At 66.9% G+C, this 16,488-nt stretch carries 17 protein-coding genes; 5 read left to right on the top strand and 12 right to left on the bottom strand.

Annotated elements, in window-relative coordinates; translation table 11 throughout:
* Positions 1-2: 2 nt before the first annotated feature.
* The 6 genes from hpf to AC3WMA_RS06380 all read right to left on the bottom strand — a co-directional run bounded on the left by hpf (position 3) and on the right by AC3WMA_RS06380 (position 5,565).
* Entirely contained in the window at positions 3-587 is a 585-nt protein-coding gene (hpf, locus tag AC3WMA_RS06355; RefSeq protein ID WP_492284519.1) for a ribosome hibernation-promoting factor, HPF/YfiA family, read from the bottom strand.
* A gap of 130 nt (positions 588-717) precedes the next feature.
* The gene (rpoN, locus tag AC3WMA_RS06360; RefSeq protein WP_492284520.1) at positions 718-2,247 is read right to left on the bottom strand and encodes an RNA polymerase factor sigma-54; all 1,530 of its coding nucleotides are present in this window, start codon (positions 2,245-2,247) and stop codon (positions 718-720) included.
* Positions 2,248-2,407: 160 nt separating this feature from the next.
* Positions 2,408-3,289 (bottom strand): LPS export ABC transporter ATP-binding protein, encoded by an 882-nt coding sequence (gene lptB / locus AC3WMA_RS06365; RefSeq protein WP_492284521.1) that lies wholly within the window; start codon positions 3,287-3,289, stop codon positions 2,408-2,410.
* A gap of 10 nt (positions 3,290-3,299) precedes the next feature.
* Complete coding sequence (locus AC3WMA_RS06370; protein WP_492284522.1) at positions 3,300-4,016, bottom strand: LptA/OstA family protein; 717 nt, start codon at positions 4,014-4,016, stop codon at positions 3,300-3,302.
* 1 nt (position 4,017) lies between these two features.
* Positions 4,018-4,794, bottom strand: a complete 777-nt coding sequence (gene lptC, locus AC3WMA_RS06375) for an LPS export ABC transporter periplasmic protein LptC (RefSeq protein ID WP_492284523.1) — start codon at positions 4,792-4,794, stop codon at positions 4,018-4,020.
* Positions 4,795-4,950: 156 nt separating this feature from the next.
* The gene (locus tag AC3WMA_RS06380) at positions 4,951-5,565 is read right to left on the bottom strand and encodes a ribonuclease D (RefSeq protein WP_492284524.1); all 615 of its coding nucleotides are present in this window, start codon (positions 5,563-5,565) and stop codon (positions 4,951-4,953) included.
* A gap of 235 nt (positions 5,566-5,800) precedes the next feature.
* Between AC3WMA_RS06380 and AC3WMA_RS06385 the strand changes: the two genes are divergently transcribed.
* The 3 genes from AC3WMA_RS06385 to AC3WMA_RS06395 all read left to right on the top strand — a co-directional run bounded on the left by AC3WMA_RS06385 (position 5,801) and on the right by AC3WMA_RS06395 (position 8,090).
* On the top strand, positions 5,801-6,229 hold the full coding sequence (locus AC3WMA_RS06385) for a DUF805 domain-containing protein (protein WP_492284525.1): 429 nt from the start codon (positions 5,801-5,803) through the stop codon (positions 6,227-6,229).
* On the top strand, positions 6,226-7,437 hold the full coding sequence (gene dapE, locus AC3WMA_RS06390) for a succinyl-diaminopimelate desuccinylase (protein ID WP_492284526.1): 1,212 nt from the start codon (positions 6,226-6,228) through the stop codon (positions 7,435-7,437). The genes AC3WMA_RS06385 and dapE overlap by 4 nt, the downstream gene beginning before the upstream one ends.
* 68 nt (positions 7,438-7,505) lie before the next feature.
* Positions 7,506-8,090 carry a hypothetical protein gene (locus AC3WMA_RS06395; protein WP_492284527.1) on the top strand — a complete coding sequence of 195 codons (585 nt, stop codon included), beginning with the start codon at positions 7,506-7,508 and terminating at the stop codon, positions 8,088-8,090.
* Positions 8,091-8,265: 175 nt separating this feature from the next.
* Here AC3WMA_RS06395 and truA read toward each other — a convergent pair whose 3' ends face one another.
* The 3 genes from truA to def form a co-directional block, all read right to left on the bottom strand.
* Positions 8,266-9,003 carry a tRNA pseudouridine(38-40) synthase TruA gene (gene truA / locus AC3WMA_RS06400; protein ID WP_492284528.1) on the bottom strand — a complete coding sequence of 246 codons (738 nt, stop codon included), beginning with the start codon at positions 9,001-9,003 and terminating at the stop codon, positions 8,266-8,268.
* Positions 9,003-9,932: a methionyl-tRNA formyltransferase gene (gene fmt / locus AC3WMA_RS06405; RefSeq protein WP_492284529.1), complete on the bottom strand. Its 930-nt coding sequence runs from the start codon at positions 9,930-9,932 to the stop codon at positions 9,003-9,005. Before fmt ends, truA begins: the two co-directional genes overlap by 1 nt.
* Before the next feature lie 81 nt (positions 9,933-10,013).
* Entirely contained in the window at positions 10,014-10,553 is a 540-nt protein-coding gene (gene def / locus AC3WMA_RS06410) for a peptide deformylase (protein ID WP_492284530.1), read from the bottom strand.
* Positions 10,554-10,667: 114 nt separating this feature from the next.
* Between def and AC3WMA_RS06415 the strand changes: the two genes are divergently transcribed.
* Positions 10,668-11,852 carry a DNA recombination protein RmuC gene (locus AC3WMA_RS06415; RefSeq protein WP_492284531.1) on the top strand — a complete coding sequence of 395 codons (1,185 nt, stop codon included), beginning with the start codon at positions 10,668-10,670 and terminating at the stop codon, positions 11,850-11,852.
* Between the two features lie 300 nt (positions 11,853-12,152).
* Complete coding sequence (locus AC3WMA_RS06420) at positions 12,153-14,222, top strand: HAMP domain-containing methyl-accepting chemotaxis protein (RefSeq protein ID WP_492284532.1); 2,070 nt, start codon at positions 12,153-12,155, stop codon at positions 14,220-14,222.
* A 45-nt stretch (positions 14,223-14,267) separates the two neighbouring features.
* On the opposite strand, the gene AC3WMA_RS06425 is transcribed toward AC3WMA_RS06420, so the two are convergent.
* From AC3WMA_RS06425 to AC3WMA_RS06435, 3 genes are all read right to left on the bottom strand, one after another.
* On the bottom strand, positions 14,268-14,783 hold the full coding sequence (locus AC3WMA_RS06425; protein WP_492284533.1) for an OsmC family protein: 516 nt from the start codon (positions 14,781-14,783) through the stop codon (positions 14,268-14,270).
* Between the two features lie 42 nt (positions 14,784-14,825).
* Positions 14,826-15,536 carry an ATP-binding cassette domain-containing protein gene (locus AC3WMA_RS06430; RefSeq protein WP_492284534.1) on the bottom strand — a complete coding sequence of 237 codons (711 nt, stop codon included), beginning with the start codon at positions 15,534-15,536 and terminating at the stop codon, positions 14,826-14,828.
* A 158-nt stretch (positions 15,537-15,694) separates the two neighbouring features.
* The gene (locus AC3WMA_RS06435) at positions 15,695-16,477 is read right to left on the bottom strand and encodes an ABC transporter ATP-binding protein (protein WP_492284535.1); all 783 of its coding nucleotides are present in this window, start codon (positions 16,475-16,477) and stop codon (positions 15,695-15,697) included.
* Positions 16,478-16,488: the final 11 nt, after the last annotated feature.

Consider the following 16,488-nt stretch of genomic DNA (forward strand, 5'->3'; position numbering starts at 1 on the left):
CTTCAGGACAGCGATGCCGGCGGGTCGATCCAGCCGATATTACCGTCGCCGCGGCGATATACGATGTTCATGCGGCCATTGCCAGCGTGGCGGAAGACGACGACCGGCGCGCCGGTCAGGTCGAGCTCGGCCACTGCGTCGCTAACCGTCCTGACATGCAGGGATTTGGTCGATTCCGCGACGATCACCGGGTTGTCGCCAGCCGAAACCCCGTCGAAATCCTCAACATCGTCATCGGGGGCCGCGATCACATAGCTGGGGATTTCGATTCCGACATCGCGGCCATTGGCACTCGAACGGTCCTTCAACCGTCGCTTGTAGCGTCGCAGCCGCTTCTCGATGCGCTCAGCCATCTTGTCGAGGCTGGCATAGGGATCGTGGGCGGTGGCGGAGGCTTCCAGCGTGATCCCGGAGGAGAGGTGCAGGACACCGTCGGTCCGGAAGGCGGAGCCGTCCTTGTCGACCGTGACATGGCCCTGATAGCCACCCTCGTAATATTTGCTGACCGCCGCAGCGACCCGCTCCTCGGCCTGACCGCGCAGGGCCTCACCGACGTCGAGATTCTTGCCGGAGATTCGCAAGCTCATGGAGTGCTTCCCCTTGGTTTAGCCATGGCCCAGTTCGGCCATCCCTAGGAGCTAAGAACCGGGAGTCGGGGTTGTCAATGAGCCGGCGCAGTCATGGCGCGCATGCGCGGGCCCTTTGGAACAAATTCGCTCAGCGTTCTGCCGCGGCCATCGCGACCTTCTCGCGCCGCCGCTCCATCGAGGACGGGATTCTCAGAGATTCGCGGTATTTCGCCACAGTACGCCGGGCGATATCGATGCCACCGCCCTTCAAACGGGTCACAATGGCATCATCCGAGAGAACCGCCGAAGGGCTCTCGTCGTCGATCATCTGCTTGATCCGGAAGCGCACGGCCTCCGCCGAATGCGCCTCGCCATAGCCGGTCGCGGCGATCGCGGCCGAGAAGAAATATTTCATTTCGAAGACCCCGCGCGAGCAGGTCAGGTATTTGTTCGAGGTCACGCGCGAGACGGTCGATTCGTGCATGCCGATGGCGTCGGCCACGGTCTTGAGGTTGAGCGGGCGCAGATGCTCGACGCCATGGGCGAAGAAGCCGTCCTGCTGGCGCACGATCTCGCTCGCGACCTTCAGGATCGTCCGGGCACGCTGCTCCAGCGAGCGGGTCAGCCAGTTCGCCGTCTGCAGGCATTCGGCAATGAAGGCCTTGTCCGCATCGTTGCGGGCCGCCCGAGAGACGCGCGCGTGATAGGTCTGGTTGACGAGCAGGCGCGGCAGGGTATCGGGGTTGAGGTCGATCAGCCAGGAGCCGTCCGGCGCGGCGCGGATGAACACATCCGGCACCACGGTCTCGGCGGCCGAGCCACCGAAGGCACGGCCGGGCTTGGGGTCGAGACGGCGGATCTCCCCGACCATGTCGGCGATGTCCTCGTCATCGACGCCGCAGAGGCGCTTCAACGCGGCGAAATCGCGCTTGGCGACGAGATGCAGGTTCGCGACCAAGACCTGCATGGCCGGGTCGAAGCGGTTGCGATCGCGCAGCTGGATGGCGAGGCACTCGGCGACGTCGCGGGCGGCGATGCCGGAGGGATCGAAGCCCTGGACGACGCGCAGGACCGTCTCGACCCTGTCGATGGCCACGCCGAGGCGCTCGGCGATCTCCACGAGGGGCTCGCCAAGATAGCCGCTGTCATCGACCGCATCAATGATATGGCGGCCGATGATGCGGTCGGCCGGCGTCACGACGGCAAGGTCGAGCTGGGCGACGAGATGATCGTGCAACGAGGCATCCGCCGTCAGGCTGCTCTCGAAACCCTCTGGATCGCCGTCGAAGGAGCCACCCGTCGCGCCATAGGCGCCACCGACGATCGGCAGGCTGTCGGCACCGTTCGCCTCGCTGCGGGCGACTGTCGGCTGCTCGTTCTGGAAGACGTTGTCGAGACCGGTACCAAGCCGGCCTTCCATGCCCTCCTGCGTATGCAGGCTCTCGGCCTTGGCGAAGCTTTCGGCATCGGCGGCGTGAGGGCTATCGCCGTCATCGGAGCGGGCCGGCTGCTCCGCCCCCTCATCGCGTTCCAGCAAGGGATTGCGCTCCAGCTCGCCCTCGACGAAATTCTGGAGTTCGAGATGCGAGAGCTGCAGGAGCTTGATCGCCTGCAGCAGCTGCGGCGTCATCACCAGGGACTGGCCCTGGCGCAGCTCCATGCGCGGCATCATCGCCATACGCGAAAGGCCCTTCCCGCTCGCGCACCATCGGCACGCTTCTTGCTTGCGGAAGGGACACTAGCGCCGGCTCACCGCCGCGTCAAAGGCTCAGCCATGTCTGCGGCCGGAAAATTGATGCGCCGCAACAAAAGCGCCTTCGCAAGCCAGCCGCAGCGCCTCAGAGGCGGAAATCCTCACCGAGATAGACGCGCCGGACGTCCGGATTGGCGATGATCTCGGCCGGGGAGCCTTCGGTCAGAACGCGCCCGGAATGGATGATATAGGCGCGATCGACCAGACCGAGCGTTTCGCGGACGTTGTGGTCGGTGATCAGCACGCCGATGCCGCGATCGGTGAGCTGGCGCACCAGCGCCTGGATGTCGCCGACCGCGATCGGGTCGATGCCGGCGAAAGGCTCGTCGAGCAGGATGAAGGAGGGCTTGCCGGCGAGCGCACGGGCAATCTCGCAGCGGCGGCGCTCGCCGCCCGACAGCGCGATCGAGGGCGCCTTGCGCAGGCGGGCGATGGTGAACTCTTCGAGCAGCTGGTCGAGCTGGCGCTCGCGCGCCTTGCGGTCGGGCTCGACCACTTCCAGCACCGAGCGGATATTGTCCTCGACCGACAGGCCGCGGAAGATCGAGGCTTCCTGCGGGAGGTAGCCGATTCCGAGGCGGGCGCGCTGGTACATCGGCAGCGCGGTGATGTCGTTGCCTTCGAGCGAGATGACGCCGGCATCGGCCGCGACGAGGCCGGTGATCATGTAGAAGATCGTGGTCTTGCCGGCGCCGTTGGGGCCGAGCAGGCCGACCGCCTCGCCCTGGCGCAGGTGAAGACTGGCATCGGAAACGACCGCGCGGCCACCATAGCTCTTGCGCAGGCCAGCGACGGCAAGGACCCCTGCCCCGCCGATGGCGGCGACGCCGGCAGGCGCCTGCCTTGCGCTGCCCTGATCGCTTTTGCCGAACAACCCGCGCAGACGGCCGAAGGCGCCCGGCTGCTGCGGGCGCGGAGCCGGCCGCACCGGCGTGGCCGAGGGACGAGGCGCTTCGGAAACGGTCACTGCAGCACGATCAGTTGGTGGGCTTCGGGGCCGGCTGAGCCGGCTTGGCGCCGGGCTTGGCGGCGTCCGGCTTATTGGCGTCGCCCGCATTCGGCACGAAGAAGCCCTGCACGCGCCCACCCCGGTTCTCGACATTCGCGACGCCGGTGGTGGTGTTGTAGATCAGCTTCTCGCCGCGGGTGATGTTCGGCCCGTCATTGAGGGCCACGTTGCCGGTCATGATGACGACGTTGTTGGCCCGGTCGAACTCGGCATTGTCGGAGGTCGCAGCCTGCGTCTTCGAGACCACGGTGACCGGCCCCTTGCACAGGATGCGCTTGATCGAGCTGTCATTGCCCTGCCCTGCCGCGCCCGTCGCCGCGGGAGCCGGGGCCGGGGCCGGGGTCGCCGGGCGGCCGGCAGTTCCGCCCGGGCCACCACGACCTTCGTAGAGCACGGTCATGATCGTGCAGCGAACCGTCGTCTCGCCCTGCACGGCCACGACATTGCCGGAGAAGACCGCCTTGTTCTCCTTGTCGAGCACGTCGAGCTTGTCGGCGTCGATCTTGATCGGTTCCTTGCTGTCGCCGCCGAGCCCGCCCAGCGCCGAGGAGGCGCCGCGCGCCTTGGCGGGCGCCGCCTGCGCGAAAGCCGCCTGGGGCGCACCGATGAGCGCGAAACCCGCCACAAGGAGCAGCGCGGCGTCACGGGCATGCGCGAAACGGAGCATCTGGCCAACCTTGGTCATGTCACTGTCTCTTCCCATTCCCGGCGTCGCCTGCCGGCACCCCATCCGCAGGGGGAACCCGATTCGCGTTCAGCAGTTCCGGCATCGGAGTGCTGCCCTCGCGTTCGGGGCCGGCGAGCGTACCTGCTGGCGCGTTCCGGATGAAGACCCGCACCCGCCCTTCGAAAGCGATCAACTCGCCATTGTTCTTCACGTCAAGTGTGTCGGCATCGACGGTGGTCTCGCCGAGGCTGACCTTGACGGGTTCCTTCGAGACCACGGTGCCGGCCTTGAAGTCGACATCTGCGGTCTTCATCTGCATGTCGTGGCCGTTCTCGGTGCGGATCTTGACGTCGTCGACGAGGCGCAGCTTTTCCTTCTGCGTGTCGAACAAGCCCGTCTTCGCATTCACCGTCACCCAGCCCTCGCGCTCCATCTGGATGCGCGCCGTCAGGGTCTGCAGCTCGACCTGAGTCGGGTTCTTGATCTCCTGGAAGGCGTTCACGGCCGTGACCTGATAGGGCCGGTTGTCCTTGCGATAGCCGGAGAGCTTCGGCGTCTCCATCTTGACCTTGCCGCCGGTGATGCCGACGGAACTGACCGAGACATTGGCCAGCTTGCCGCCGAGCGGCGAGAGGAAGGGCACCACGACCAACGCCAGCACCAGGACCACTGAAGCGACGGGAATCAGGCGGCGCAGGAGATGCACCAACCGCGTATGGCGACGCGCCGCGCCAAAGGCCGCGCGCCGACGCAGCGCCTGCGCGGACAGCCCCGCCGCCGGGTCGTTGAAGGTCATTGCCAAAGTCATGCCCCGCGCAATGGCAGCCGCTCACGGCATTTTCGTGTCACGGGACGGGCCGCATCGCGCCCTCGCGCGGCTCGTCCAGAGGGGCAGGCGCACCACCGCGCGCCTCACCCGCGCGCAGACTGACGCAAGAAGCCTTAGAAATTGTCAAGTGTGGGCGAAGATATCCGTCTCGTCCCAGCCCGCGAGATCGAGCTCCGCGCGGTAGGGCAGGAACTGGAAACAGGCCTGTGCAAGATGCCGGCGCCCCTCGCGCGCAAGCATCGTCTCCAGCTTCTCGTGCAGGCCATGAAGGTGCAGCACGTCAGAGGCGGCATAGGCGAGCTGCGCCTCGCTCAGCGTGTCGGCACCCCAGTCGGACGACTGCTGCTGCTTCGACAATTCGACGCCGAGCAGCTCGCGCACGAGATCCTTGAGCCCGTGCCGGTCGGTATAGGTGCGGGTGAGCTTCGAAGCGATCTTGGTGCAATAGACCGGCGCGGTGACCACGCCGAAGGCATGCTTGAGCACGGCGACATCGAAACGGGCGAAGTGGAAGAGCTTCAGCACCGCCGGATCCTCGAGCAGGCGGATCAGGTTCTTCGGCCGCTCGCCGCCCTTCGGGATCTGCACGACGTCCGCGGTGCCGTCTCCACGCGACAGCTGGACGACGCAGAGCCGGTCCCGATGCGGATTGAGGCCGAGCGTCTCGGTATCGATCGCGACGCTCGCCCCGGCCTCATAGCCGTCCGGCAGGTCGCCGCGATGAAAGCGGATGGTCATGCTCGAAACCTCACTGGGGCCGCGCGAACGCGCCCTTCGACTGCACTTCACGAAACGGGAAACGACAGGCCGCGTGCCGACAGCGACGCGCGTCCCGCAGCTAACGGCCAGCCCCGTCCCGTTCAAGCCCTTTCTGAGCCGGAATAAACTCTTATGCGCCTCATTAACCCTTTATTCACCATAGGCTTCAACCCAGCAGCCGGCTGTGCGACAACCGACCATCGGAGTTCGCCGGATGTCCATCACCCGCCTTTTCAGCGATTTCGACGGCCGCATCGGATTGCGGGCGTTCTGGATCGGCAGCCTCGCGGTCGCGCTGACGCTGTTCGCCATCCAGCGCATCGTGCCGCTCCTGGCGGATCGCCAGGACACATTGACTGTCATCGCCTTCGCCAACGCCTTCGCCCTGTTTCCATGGGCGGCACTGGCCGCCAAACGCGCGAACGACCGTGGCAGCACACCGCTTTTCGGTATCCTGCTGATCTGTGCCATCGTGCTGCCGGAGCAGCTCCGGCCCTTCCTGTCGATCGGCTGGCGCCCGTCGCTCGAGGCGATCTCGACCATGGCCTGGATCGTCGCCATCATCGATCTCGGGTTGCTGCCGTCGGCAGCGGAACAAGATGGGGTTGCGGCTCAGCCGGTCGGTGCTAAAGCGGCGGAATGAGCGCCACACCGACATCCCCCGCCCCTGCCCTCCGCTTCGACCCCACCGACCCCGTCGCCCTGACGCAGGCCCTGGTCCGCTGCCCCTCGGTCACGCCCGAGGAAGGCGGAGCGCTCGCCCTGCTCGCCGCCGTGCTGTCGGCCGAGGGCTACGTGGTCGAGCGCCCGGTCTTCAGCGAGCCGGGCACGCCTGATGTCGAGAACCTTTACGCGCGCATCGGCGATACGGCTCCCGTCTTCGTGATCGCCGGCCATACCGATGTGGTTCCCGTCGGCGACGCAGCCGCCTGGACGCGCGAGCCCTTCGGCGCGACCATCGAGAACGGCACGCTCTACGGCCGCGGCGCCTGCGACATGAAGGGCGGGCTCGCCGCCATGGTTTCGGCCGCGATCCGCTACCGGCGCGACAACCCGGATGCGCCCGGCTCAATCGCCTTCCTGGTTACCGGCGACGAGGAAGGCCCTTCGGTCAACGGCACGGTGAAGCTTCTGGCCTGGGCGCATGAGCGCGGCGAGCGCTTCGACCATTGCATCCTCGGCGAGCCGACCAATCCAGCCACGATGAGCGATATGGTCAAGATCGGCCGGCGAGGCTCGCTGACCGGCAGGCTGACCGTGCAGGGCACGCAGGGCCATGTCGGCTATCCCCATCTCGCAGACAATCCGATCCGCGGCATGGTGCGCCTGCTCGCCGCCCTCGACGCCACACCGCTCGATGGCGGCACGCAGCATTTCGACCCGAGCAACCTCGAAGTGACGACGCTCGATGTCGGCAATCCCGCGACCAACGTCATACCGGCGCAGGCGAAGGCAGCCTTCAATATCCGCTTCAACGATACCTGGACGCCGGAGACGCTCACTGCCGAGCTGGAACGGCGCCTGCGCGAGGCCGCCGGCAACCAGGTGCGCTACACGCTCGACGTCCAGCCGACCAATGCCGTCGCCTTCCTGACCGAGCCCGGCCCCTTCGTCGCGCTCGTCACTGAGGCCGTCGAGGCCGAGACCGGCAAGCGCCCGGCCCTGTCGACCACGGGCGGCACCTCCGACGCGCGCTTCATCAAGAACTACTGCCCCGTCGTCGAGTACGGCGTCGTCGGCAAGACGATGCACCAGATCGACGAATGCGTTGCCGTTGCCGACCTCGTCTCGCTCCAGCGGATCACGCATCGTTTACTCGCCAGCTATTTTGCGACGCAGCATCCGGCTTGACGGCTCGGAACAAGGGTCCATTATCTCCGTTAGACGAAAGTCTAACACCGCAGATAATGGAGACCGTGATGAGGCTGGCAGCCGATGACGTCGCGCGTTCGCTGCGCGGCTCCTGGCACCTGATGACCCGCGGGGCCGAGGCCCTGCCGGAGCTCGACCTGACCAGGGACGGGTTCTGGCGCTCCTTCCTCGCCTTCGCGCTGATGCTGCCGGCGACGATCGCCATCCTTGCAGCGGCGCGTCTGACTGCGGGACTGCCGAACAGCGCCGGGCTCTTCGCCGCACCGACGCTGGCGCTGTCGGTCATCGCGGCTCTCGCGCTGACGGTCCTGGCAGTGCCGGCCCTGCTGATCGCGCTCCGCCCGGAGCTCGCGCAGACGCCGCGCTTCACCAGCTTCGTCATCGCCTGGAACTGGGCAGGCATCGTCTCGGCCAGCCTGATGGCCATCCCGGCGACGATCTTCGCCATCGGCTGGGCTCCGCCCGCGCTGGCGATCATGCAGTCGCTCTTCTTCGCCGCGATCGTGCTGCGGCTGCGCTATTGCGTGGCGCGCGCCGTCTTCGGGCCGGAGAGCCGCGGCATTGCCATGATGCTGGTCGTCGCCAGCGTGATGCTCGACTACGGCGTCACCCGGCTGTTCGGGCTGTTCTGAGGCGGATCGGGATCCCACCGTCATTCCGGGACATGCCGCAGGCATGGGCCCGGAATCCATGAACGCGACGGCCCATCAAGAAGGCACCCATCGCGCCGAGCTTCCCAATTGCCGTCGTGTTCATGGGTTCCGGGCTCGCCGCTTCGCGGCGCCCCGGAATGACGGCGTCACGCGCTCAGTAGTCGACGCCAGCGAGATAGAGCCCGCAGGACGGCGCCAAAGCCGCGCATTGCGAGCGGTCGCGCGCCGCCAACACCTTGCCGACCTTGTTCTCCGGCCAGCGGCCCATCCCGACCATCTTCAGGCAGCCGACGATCGAACGGACCTGATGGTGCAGGAAGGAACGGGCGTGGACATACACCACGATCTCGGAGCCCTCGCGGCGGACATCGCAGCGGTCGAGCGTGCGGATCGGGCTGTTGGCCTGGCATTCGGCGGCGCGGAAGGTGGTGAAATCGTGCTGGCCGAGCAGCGCCTTGGCCGCGCGGTCCATCGCCTCGTGATCGAGCTTGACCGGCACATGCCAGACCCGGTCGCGATCCAGCGCCGGCTGGGCCCGGCGATCGAGGATGCGGTAGACATAGTAGCGGCGCCGCGCCGAAATGCGGGCATCGAAATCATCGGGCACCAATTCGGCGCTGAGGACAGCGACCGGAAGCCGCTTCAGCCGGGCATTGGTCGCGTCGCGCACGACATCGGTGCGCCACTCCTTGTCGATATCGACATGGGCGACCTGATGGGTGGCGTGCACGCCGGCATCGGTCCGGCCCGCGCAATGCAGCCTGACCGGATGGCCGCAGAAGGCCTCGACCGCCTCCTCGACGCTCTGCTGCACGGATGGACCGTTGAGCTGGCGCTGCCAGCCCGAGAACGGCGTACCGTCGTATTCGATGACGAGCTTGTAGCGCGGCATCAGAGCTTGGCACCGGCTCCGAGCCGGGCGCCGCGCAGGAACTCGGCCCCGCTCATCGGAGCCTTGCCGGCGCGCTGGACCTGCAGCAGCTTCACCGCCCCGACGGCGCAGGCGACGGTGCCCTCGTCGTCGAGCAGCGTGCCCGGCTCCGCGGCGCCGCCGGCGCGGGCCGTGCGCAGAATCTTCAGACGCTCCGGCCCCTTGCCGAGATCGATCTCGGCGAACGCGCCCGGGAAGGGCGAGAGACCGCGCACGAGGTCATGAACCTGCTGCGCCGGCAGTGCCCAGCTCAGCTTCGCCTCGGTATTGGTGATCTTGCTGGCATAGGTCACGCCTTCCTCAGGCTGCGGCGTGAACTGCAGGCCGCCGCGGCCGAGCGCCGCGAGCGCGCGCACCATCAGGTCGGCGCCGAGGAGGCTCAACTGGTCATGAAGCTCACCGGCTGTCATGTCCGGGCCGATGGTCAGGTTCTCGACCATGGCGACAGGGCCGGTATCGAGGCCAGCTTCCATCTTCATCACGCAGACGCCGCTCTCGGCATCGCCTGCCATGATCGCGCGCTGGATCGGGGCGGCGCCGCGCCAGCGCGGCAGCAGCGAGGCATGGAGGTTGAGGCAGCCCAGCTCGGGCAGATCGAGGATCGCCTGAGGCAGGATCATGCCGTAGGCGACGACGACCGCGACATCGGCCTGATGCGAGGCGATGATCTCGGCCTGGTCCGGCGTCTTCAGTGTTTTCGGCGTGAAGACCGGGATGCCGAAGCGTTCTGCCGCGCGATGCACCGGCGACGGCTTCAATTCGAGGCCGCGGCCAGCCTGGGCCGGAGCGCGGGTGTAGCAGGAGACGACCTCGTGGCCCTGCCCGACGATCTCGGTCAGGACCGGCACGGCGAAATCCGGCGTGCCCATGAAGATGACGCGCAAACTCATACGCTCGACCTTACCTAAAAACGAACGTCATCCCGGGCGACCGAAGTGAGACCCGGAAAGACCAGTGCCAAGTCTCGAAGCTTACGCAGCCCGCTCGCGCTTGGCCGACTTGGCGAATTTCTTGGTGACGCGCTCGCGCTTCAAACGCGAGAGATGGTCGATGAAGAGCACGCCGTTGAGATGGTCGATCTCGTGTTGCAGGCAGGTCGCGAGCAGGCCGTCGGCAGCGATCTCCTGCGTCTTGCCGTCGAGATCCATATAGCGGACCTTCACCTCGGCGGGGCGCTCGACCTCCTCGTAATATTCGGGGATCGAGAGGCAGCCTTCCTCATAGGCGCTGAACTCCTCCGAAGACCAGGTGACCTCCGGGTTGATGAAGACCTGCGGCTTCCTGGGCTCGGGCTCCTCGCCCTCCTTGGCCTCGGGCTTCGACAGGTCGATCGTCACCACGCGCAGCGGCACGCCGATCTGGATCGCCGCGAGCCCGATGCCGGGCGCGTCGTACATCGTCTCGAACATGTCCGCGACCAAGGCCTTGATCTCGGGCGTGATCGCCTCGACCGGCTTCGAGACGAGGCGAAGCTGGGCGTCGGGCAGGATGACGAGCGGGCGAATGGCCATGGGATTCCAAGGGAAAAGATCTGTTGAACCCGGGACATAAGCATTTGTGGGAGAGCGGTCAAACTGTTCCGCTTTCGTTCGCTATTCCCCATCGAATCGGCTAGGCTCCCGCGCATGAACGAGATCGCCTTCACCTTGCTGGAGCGCCCGATAACCTGGGCCGAGGTCATCATCGGCTTCGGGGCCCTGAGCCTTGTGCTGCTGATGCTGGCTGTCATCGCCGGCTGGCGTGGCGGCAAGAGCCGCGCGATCGAGGCTGCGATGGCGGCCGAGCGCGCCCGCGAGATGGACGACAAGGTCGCGGAGATGAACCGGCAGCAGGCAGAGCTCGCCGGCCGGATGCAGTCGATGGCCGAGATACTCTCGACAAGGCAGGGCGACCTCGCGCGACTCGTCGCCGACCGCATGGACGGGTTGAGCCACAAGGTCGGGCAAGGACTGGAACGGAACGTCCAGCAGACCACCGAGAGCCTCGGCAAGCTGCAGGAGCGGCTGGCGGTGATCGACTCAGCCCAGAAGAACCTGACGGACCTCACCTCGGAGGTCGTGACGCTCCGCGATGTGCTCGCCAACAAGCAGGCGCGCGGCGCCTATGGCCAGGGCCGGATGGAGGCGATCATCCGCGACGGCCTGCCCGCCGCCTTCTTCGCTTTCCAACCCCAGCTCTCGAACGGCAAGCGGCCGGACTGTCTCGTTACCCTCCCTGGCGATGGGCGCGGCCTCGTCATCGATGCCAAGTTCCCGCTGGAGAGCTTCACGCTGCTGCGCGAGGCACGCGGCGACGAGGCTAGGAAGGCCGCCGGCCAGCGCGTGCGCAGCGATGTCGGCGTGCATGTGAAGGATATCGCCGAGCGCTACTTCCTGCCGGGCGAGACGCAGGACCTGGCGCTGCTCTTCGTGCCGTCGGAATCGATCTATGCCGATCTGCACGAGCATTTCGACGATGTCGTGCAGCGGGCGCACCGGGCGCGCATCATGATCGTCTCGCCCTCGCTGCTGGCGTTGGCGATCCAGCTGATGCAGTCGCTGGTGCGCGATGCGCGGATGCGCGAAGAGGCGCAGGTCATCCAGACCGAGGTCGGCAAGCTGCTCGACGATGTGCGCCGTCTCGGCGAGCGCGTCGACAAGCTCGACAATCATTTCCGGCAGGCGCAGGACGATGTCGGCCAGATCAAGACCTCGGCCGGCAAGGTGACGAGCCGTGCCGAGAAGATCGGCGCGCTCGATTTCGACGACGAGAAGAGCGAGCCGAAACTACCCTTCGCCAAGGGTCTGGAGCTGAAGCGCGCCGCCGAATAGCGGCCTCACGCTCCCCTTCCGAGAACAGCAATCATAGATTGCCATCAGCAATAATATACAACCCTAAGCATAATTCAGACCTCCGGTTGCGGCAGCGCAACTCATGCGTGCCAGCCCCCCGCTTTCCGTTAGAGCAACCTTAAGAATTCTCTGAAAATTTCAGGAGAAATCGCAGCCCAAATACAGTCGCCTGTCATGATTCGAACCGGACGAGCCCGACGATTGCCTGAAAAATAGGCATGCCTGAATAGACCCTCACCACTCTCCTCATCATCGCGGCCTCTTCCCGGAAAGTTCATCATGGCCCTGAGCATCAAGACCAAGCTGGCGGGCGCGCTCGTCGCTCTGACTCTCTGCGTCCTCGTCGTCGGCGCCTGTGGTTTCATGGCCCTTCGATCCGTCACGCAGCGCATCGATGAAGTGGTCCAGAACAACGTCATCCCGATGGAGCAGTTGCGGACCGTCAGCGATATGTATGCGGTCAACATCGTCGACACGATCTGGAAGGCACAGAGCAACCAGATCACCTGGACGAGCGCGCTGAAGAGCGTTCAGGACGCGGTGGGGAACATCGACAAGGGCTGGAAGGCCTATCTGCCCAGCATCACGGCCGCCGACGAGAGGCAGCTTGCCGAGCAGGCGACGGTGCTGATGAAGACCGGCGATGCCGCCGTCGCCAAGCTGATCGGTATCCTGAAGGAGCGTGACGAGAGCGCGCTGCGCATGTTCGCCACAGACGAACTCTACAAGGCGATCGATCCGATCTCGGCCAAGCTCGGGGAGCTGACCTCACTGCAGCTCTCACAGGCGCGCAGCCAGGGCCAGGAAGCCCAATCCACCGCCGGTTCCGCGAGCGTCCTGCTGCTGGTCGCCGCGGGCGGCGCCTTGCTGGTCGCAGCCCTGGCGCTGGCCTTCGTCATCGGTGGCATCGTGCGCCCGCTTGCCGGCATGACTGACGCGATGAAGCGCCTCGCCGGCGGTGAGCAGGATGTCACGGTGCCCAGCATCGGACGGCGTGACGAGATCGGCGACATGGCCGGGGCGCTGCAGATCTTCCAGGATAATGCGGCGCGTGTGCGGGCGCTCGAGGAACAGGAGCGCGCCGCTGCGGCCGCGCGCCTTGCCCGTGCACAATCGATGGAAGCGGTCGTTTCGGATGTCTCCGAGGTCGTTGCAGCGGCCGCGGCCGGCGATTTCTCGGCACGGCTCCAGATCGACGACGGCGACGAGCAGATGCAGCGACTGGTCGCCGGCATCAACGAGATCAACCGGGTCGTTGACGGCGCCACGACCGAATTCGCAGACATTCTCCAGGCGATCGCGGGCGGTGACCTGACGCGCCAGATCGGAACCGGCTATCGCGGCCGCTTCGCCGATCTCAAGGGTGCGATCAACGAGACGGTGGATCGCCTTTCGGCGACGGTCGCGACGATCCAGACCACCTCGGCCGATGTCGGGCTCGCAGCCCGCGAGATCAGCATGGGCGCCGACGACCTGTCGAAGCGCACCGAGGAACAGGCCTCCTCGCTGGAGCAGACCGCCGCCACGACCGAGGAGCTCGCAGCCTCGGTCAAGGCCTCGGCCCAGGCTTCCCGTTCGGCGGCAACCGCGGCCGATGAGGCGGCGAGCGCCGCACGTTCGGGCGGCACCATCGCCGGCCAGGCGGTCGATGCCATGGCCCGGATCGAGACCGCCTCGCAGAAGATCTCCGACATCATCCGCGTGATCGACGATATCGCCTTCCAGACCAACCTGCTGGCGCTCAACGCGGCGGTCGAAGCGGCCCGTGCGGGCGATGCCGGCAAGGGCTTCGCCGTCGTCGCCTCGGAGGTCCGGACCCTGGCGCAGCGTTCCAGCGAAGCGGCCAAGGACATCTCCGAGCTGATCTCCTCGTCCAATGTCGAGGTCGGCGAGGGCGTGAAGCTGGTGCGCAAGGCCGGCGAATCCCTGACGCAGATTCTGGCGGCCTCGCAGAAGGTCGCGGCCACCATCGCCGACATCTCGGCGGCCTCGGGCGAACAGGCCAACGGCATCGACGAGATGAGCCAGGCCGTCGCGCATCTCGACGAGATGACCCAGCAGAACGCGGCGCTCTCCGAGCAGAGCGCGGCCTCGGCCAACTCGCTGTCCGGCCGGATCGAACAGCTCAACGCGCTGGTCGCGACGTTCCGGACCAATCAGGGCGGCGCTGCCGTGTCGCGTGCACCCGCCTCGATCAGCTCGGCTGCATCCGAACCGGACCGTTTGCGCCAGCTCGCCGAGGCGGCCTTCCAGCAATCGCGGCGCCCCGCCGCGGCGGAAGCCAGGCCCGCCCCCGCCAAGCGCGCGGTCAATGCCCGCAACGGCAGCACCGGCTGGGAAGAGTTCTAGGCCCTCCTCCATCCAACCCCGCTCCCAGACGCCTCCTGACCCCTGTCAGGAGGCGTTGCCTTGCAGGGTCGCCGACAGCTCCGGCTTCACATTCAGGGTCTGGAAGACCACGCAATAGCGCTCGGTGAGCTTGAGCAGCGTGTCGAGCTTCTCCTGCGGCGCATCGGTCTCGACGTCGAAGAACAGGCGGATCGCCTTGAAACCGACCGCCGCATCCTTGGCCACGCCGAGCGTGCCGCGGAAATCGAGATCGCCCTCGGCACGGACCGCGCCCTTCTTCAGGTCGATCTCCAGCGCCGTCGCCACAGCCTTCAGCGTCACGCCGGCGCAAGCGACCAGCGCCTCCAGCAGCATGTCGCCGGAGCAGAGCTCGGCGCCCGAGCCGCCGGTGGCGGGATGCAGGCCGGCGAGCGCGATGGCGCGGCCGGTCTCGACCTTGCAGGCGATGTGCTGGTCGTCGAGCTCGCCACGGGCCTTCAGCGTGATGACCGCCGCCTCGGGATTGGTGCGGTATTCGTCCTTGAGCGGAGCCTGCAAGGCGCGCAGCGCGGTGACGTCCATGATCGTATTTCTCCTAAGGCGGCTCGCCGGCTTGTAGCCCCTTCAGGCAGCCGCCTCCACCTCCGGTGCGGCATGCCGGCTTTCCTTTTCGAGCGCCCGGCGCAACTCGCGGCGCAGGGTGACGAAGCCGACGGAGCCCTCGTCACGCGGGCGCGCCAGCAGGTTGTCGAGGCTGAAGGCGACCGGCCCCGGCTGCCGCGGCAGGACGTGGATGCGATCGGCCAGGCGCAGAGCCTCCTCGACGGAGCCGGTGGCGATGACGACGGCAGGGCGCGCCTGCGTACAGAGTTCCGGCAGGAAGGCAGCGAGCCGCGCTCGCGCCTCGGCATCGAGGGCCGAAAAGGGCTCGTCGACCAGCAGCAGGCGCGGCCTGACCAGCAGGAGCCGGGCAATGGCGAGCCGCAGCAACCCCTCCGGCGAGAGTTCAGCCGGACGCTGCTTTGCCTGCCCGGCGAGGCCGAGGCGGACCAGCACATTGGCGATCAGGCCCTCGCGCTCGAACGGCGTCGCATTCGGCAGGGCGAAAGCGAGATTCTCGGTGAGATCGAGCCAGGCAAAGAAACGTGGCCGGGCGCAGAGCAGGCCGATCTCGGCCGTCGGCACCACCCCCTCGTCCGCTTGCAGGCCGGCGAAGGCGCGCAACGCCGCCTTCCGCGCCTCGGGCGAACCGAGCACGGCGACGATCTCACCGGCGCGGGGGCGCGGCAGGGTATGTTCGAGAGTGCGGGAGAAATCGTGAAGAACTGCCGACATCGCTGGCTCCACCCATGACAAAGCGGAAGGAGCGCCGACGGCATCAGCCGTCCCGTCGTCCCGCGCTTTAGCTGCATTTGTTTCGCGCCCGCAAGCTGAGGCTCAAATCGGCGCGTGTCCTCTTCTAAGGTCTAAGCGTCCGTTTTGTCAAACGACACTCACCACCACATGCCGGCGGTCTCGGCCGCCTTCTCCTGATGCGGAGCCTCGTCGCGCAGCGAGCGATCGAGCGCACGCAGCGCCTCGCGCTTGGTCGCCTCGAAGGCCGGCGAGAGCCGGTCGCGCGGGCGGGCGAGCGGATTGTCGAGCTCGTCGAATATGCGGCCGGGCTTGGGCTGCATCACCACGATGCGGTCGGCCAGCGTCACGGCCTCCTCGACATCGTGCGTGACCATGACGACCGTCGGGCGGCTCTCCTGCCAGAGCGCCAGCAGATGCCCGTGCAGGCTCGCTCGCGTCGTGGCGTCGAGCGCCGAGAAGGGCTCATCCATCAGCAGGAGCTTCGGCCGGGTGACGAGGGCGCGTGCGATGGCGACGCGCTGCTGCTGGCCACCGGAGAGTTCGCGCGGCCAGCGTTTCTCGTGGCCGGCGAGCCCGACGCGGGCCAGCGCATTGGTCACCAGCCCCTCGCGCTCGAAGGCCGAGAGATGCGAGAGACCGAAGCCGGCATTCTCGGCCACGTTGAGCCAGGGGAAGAGCCGCGGCTCCTGGAAGATGACGCCGACATCGGCGCGCGGCTCGGCGATTGCCTCGCCATCGAGGCGGATCGCGCCATCGCTGGGGCGGTCGAGCCCGGCGACAAGCCGCAGCAAGGTGGTCTTGCCGCAGCCTGAACCGCCGAGCAGGGCGACGATCTCGCCGCGCCCGACATCGAGCGTGATCGCCGAAAGCGCGCGCGTGCCATCGGCATAGGTCTTGGAGAGCCGGTCGAAACTCAGCACCGGGACGCCCC

This window comes from Allobosea sp. FW305-C-101 (assembly GCF_058783685.1).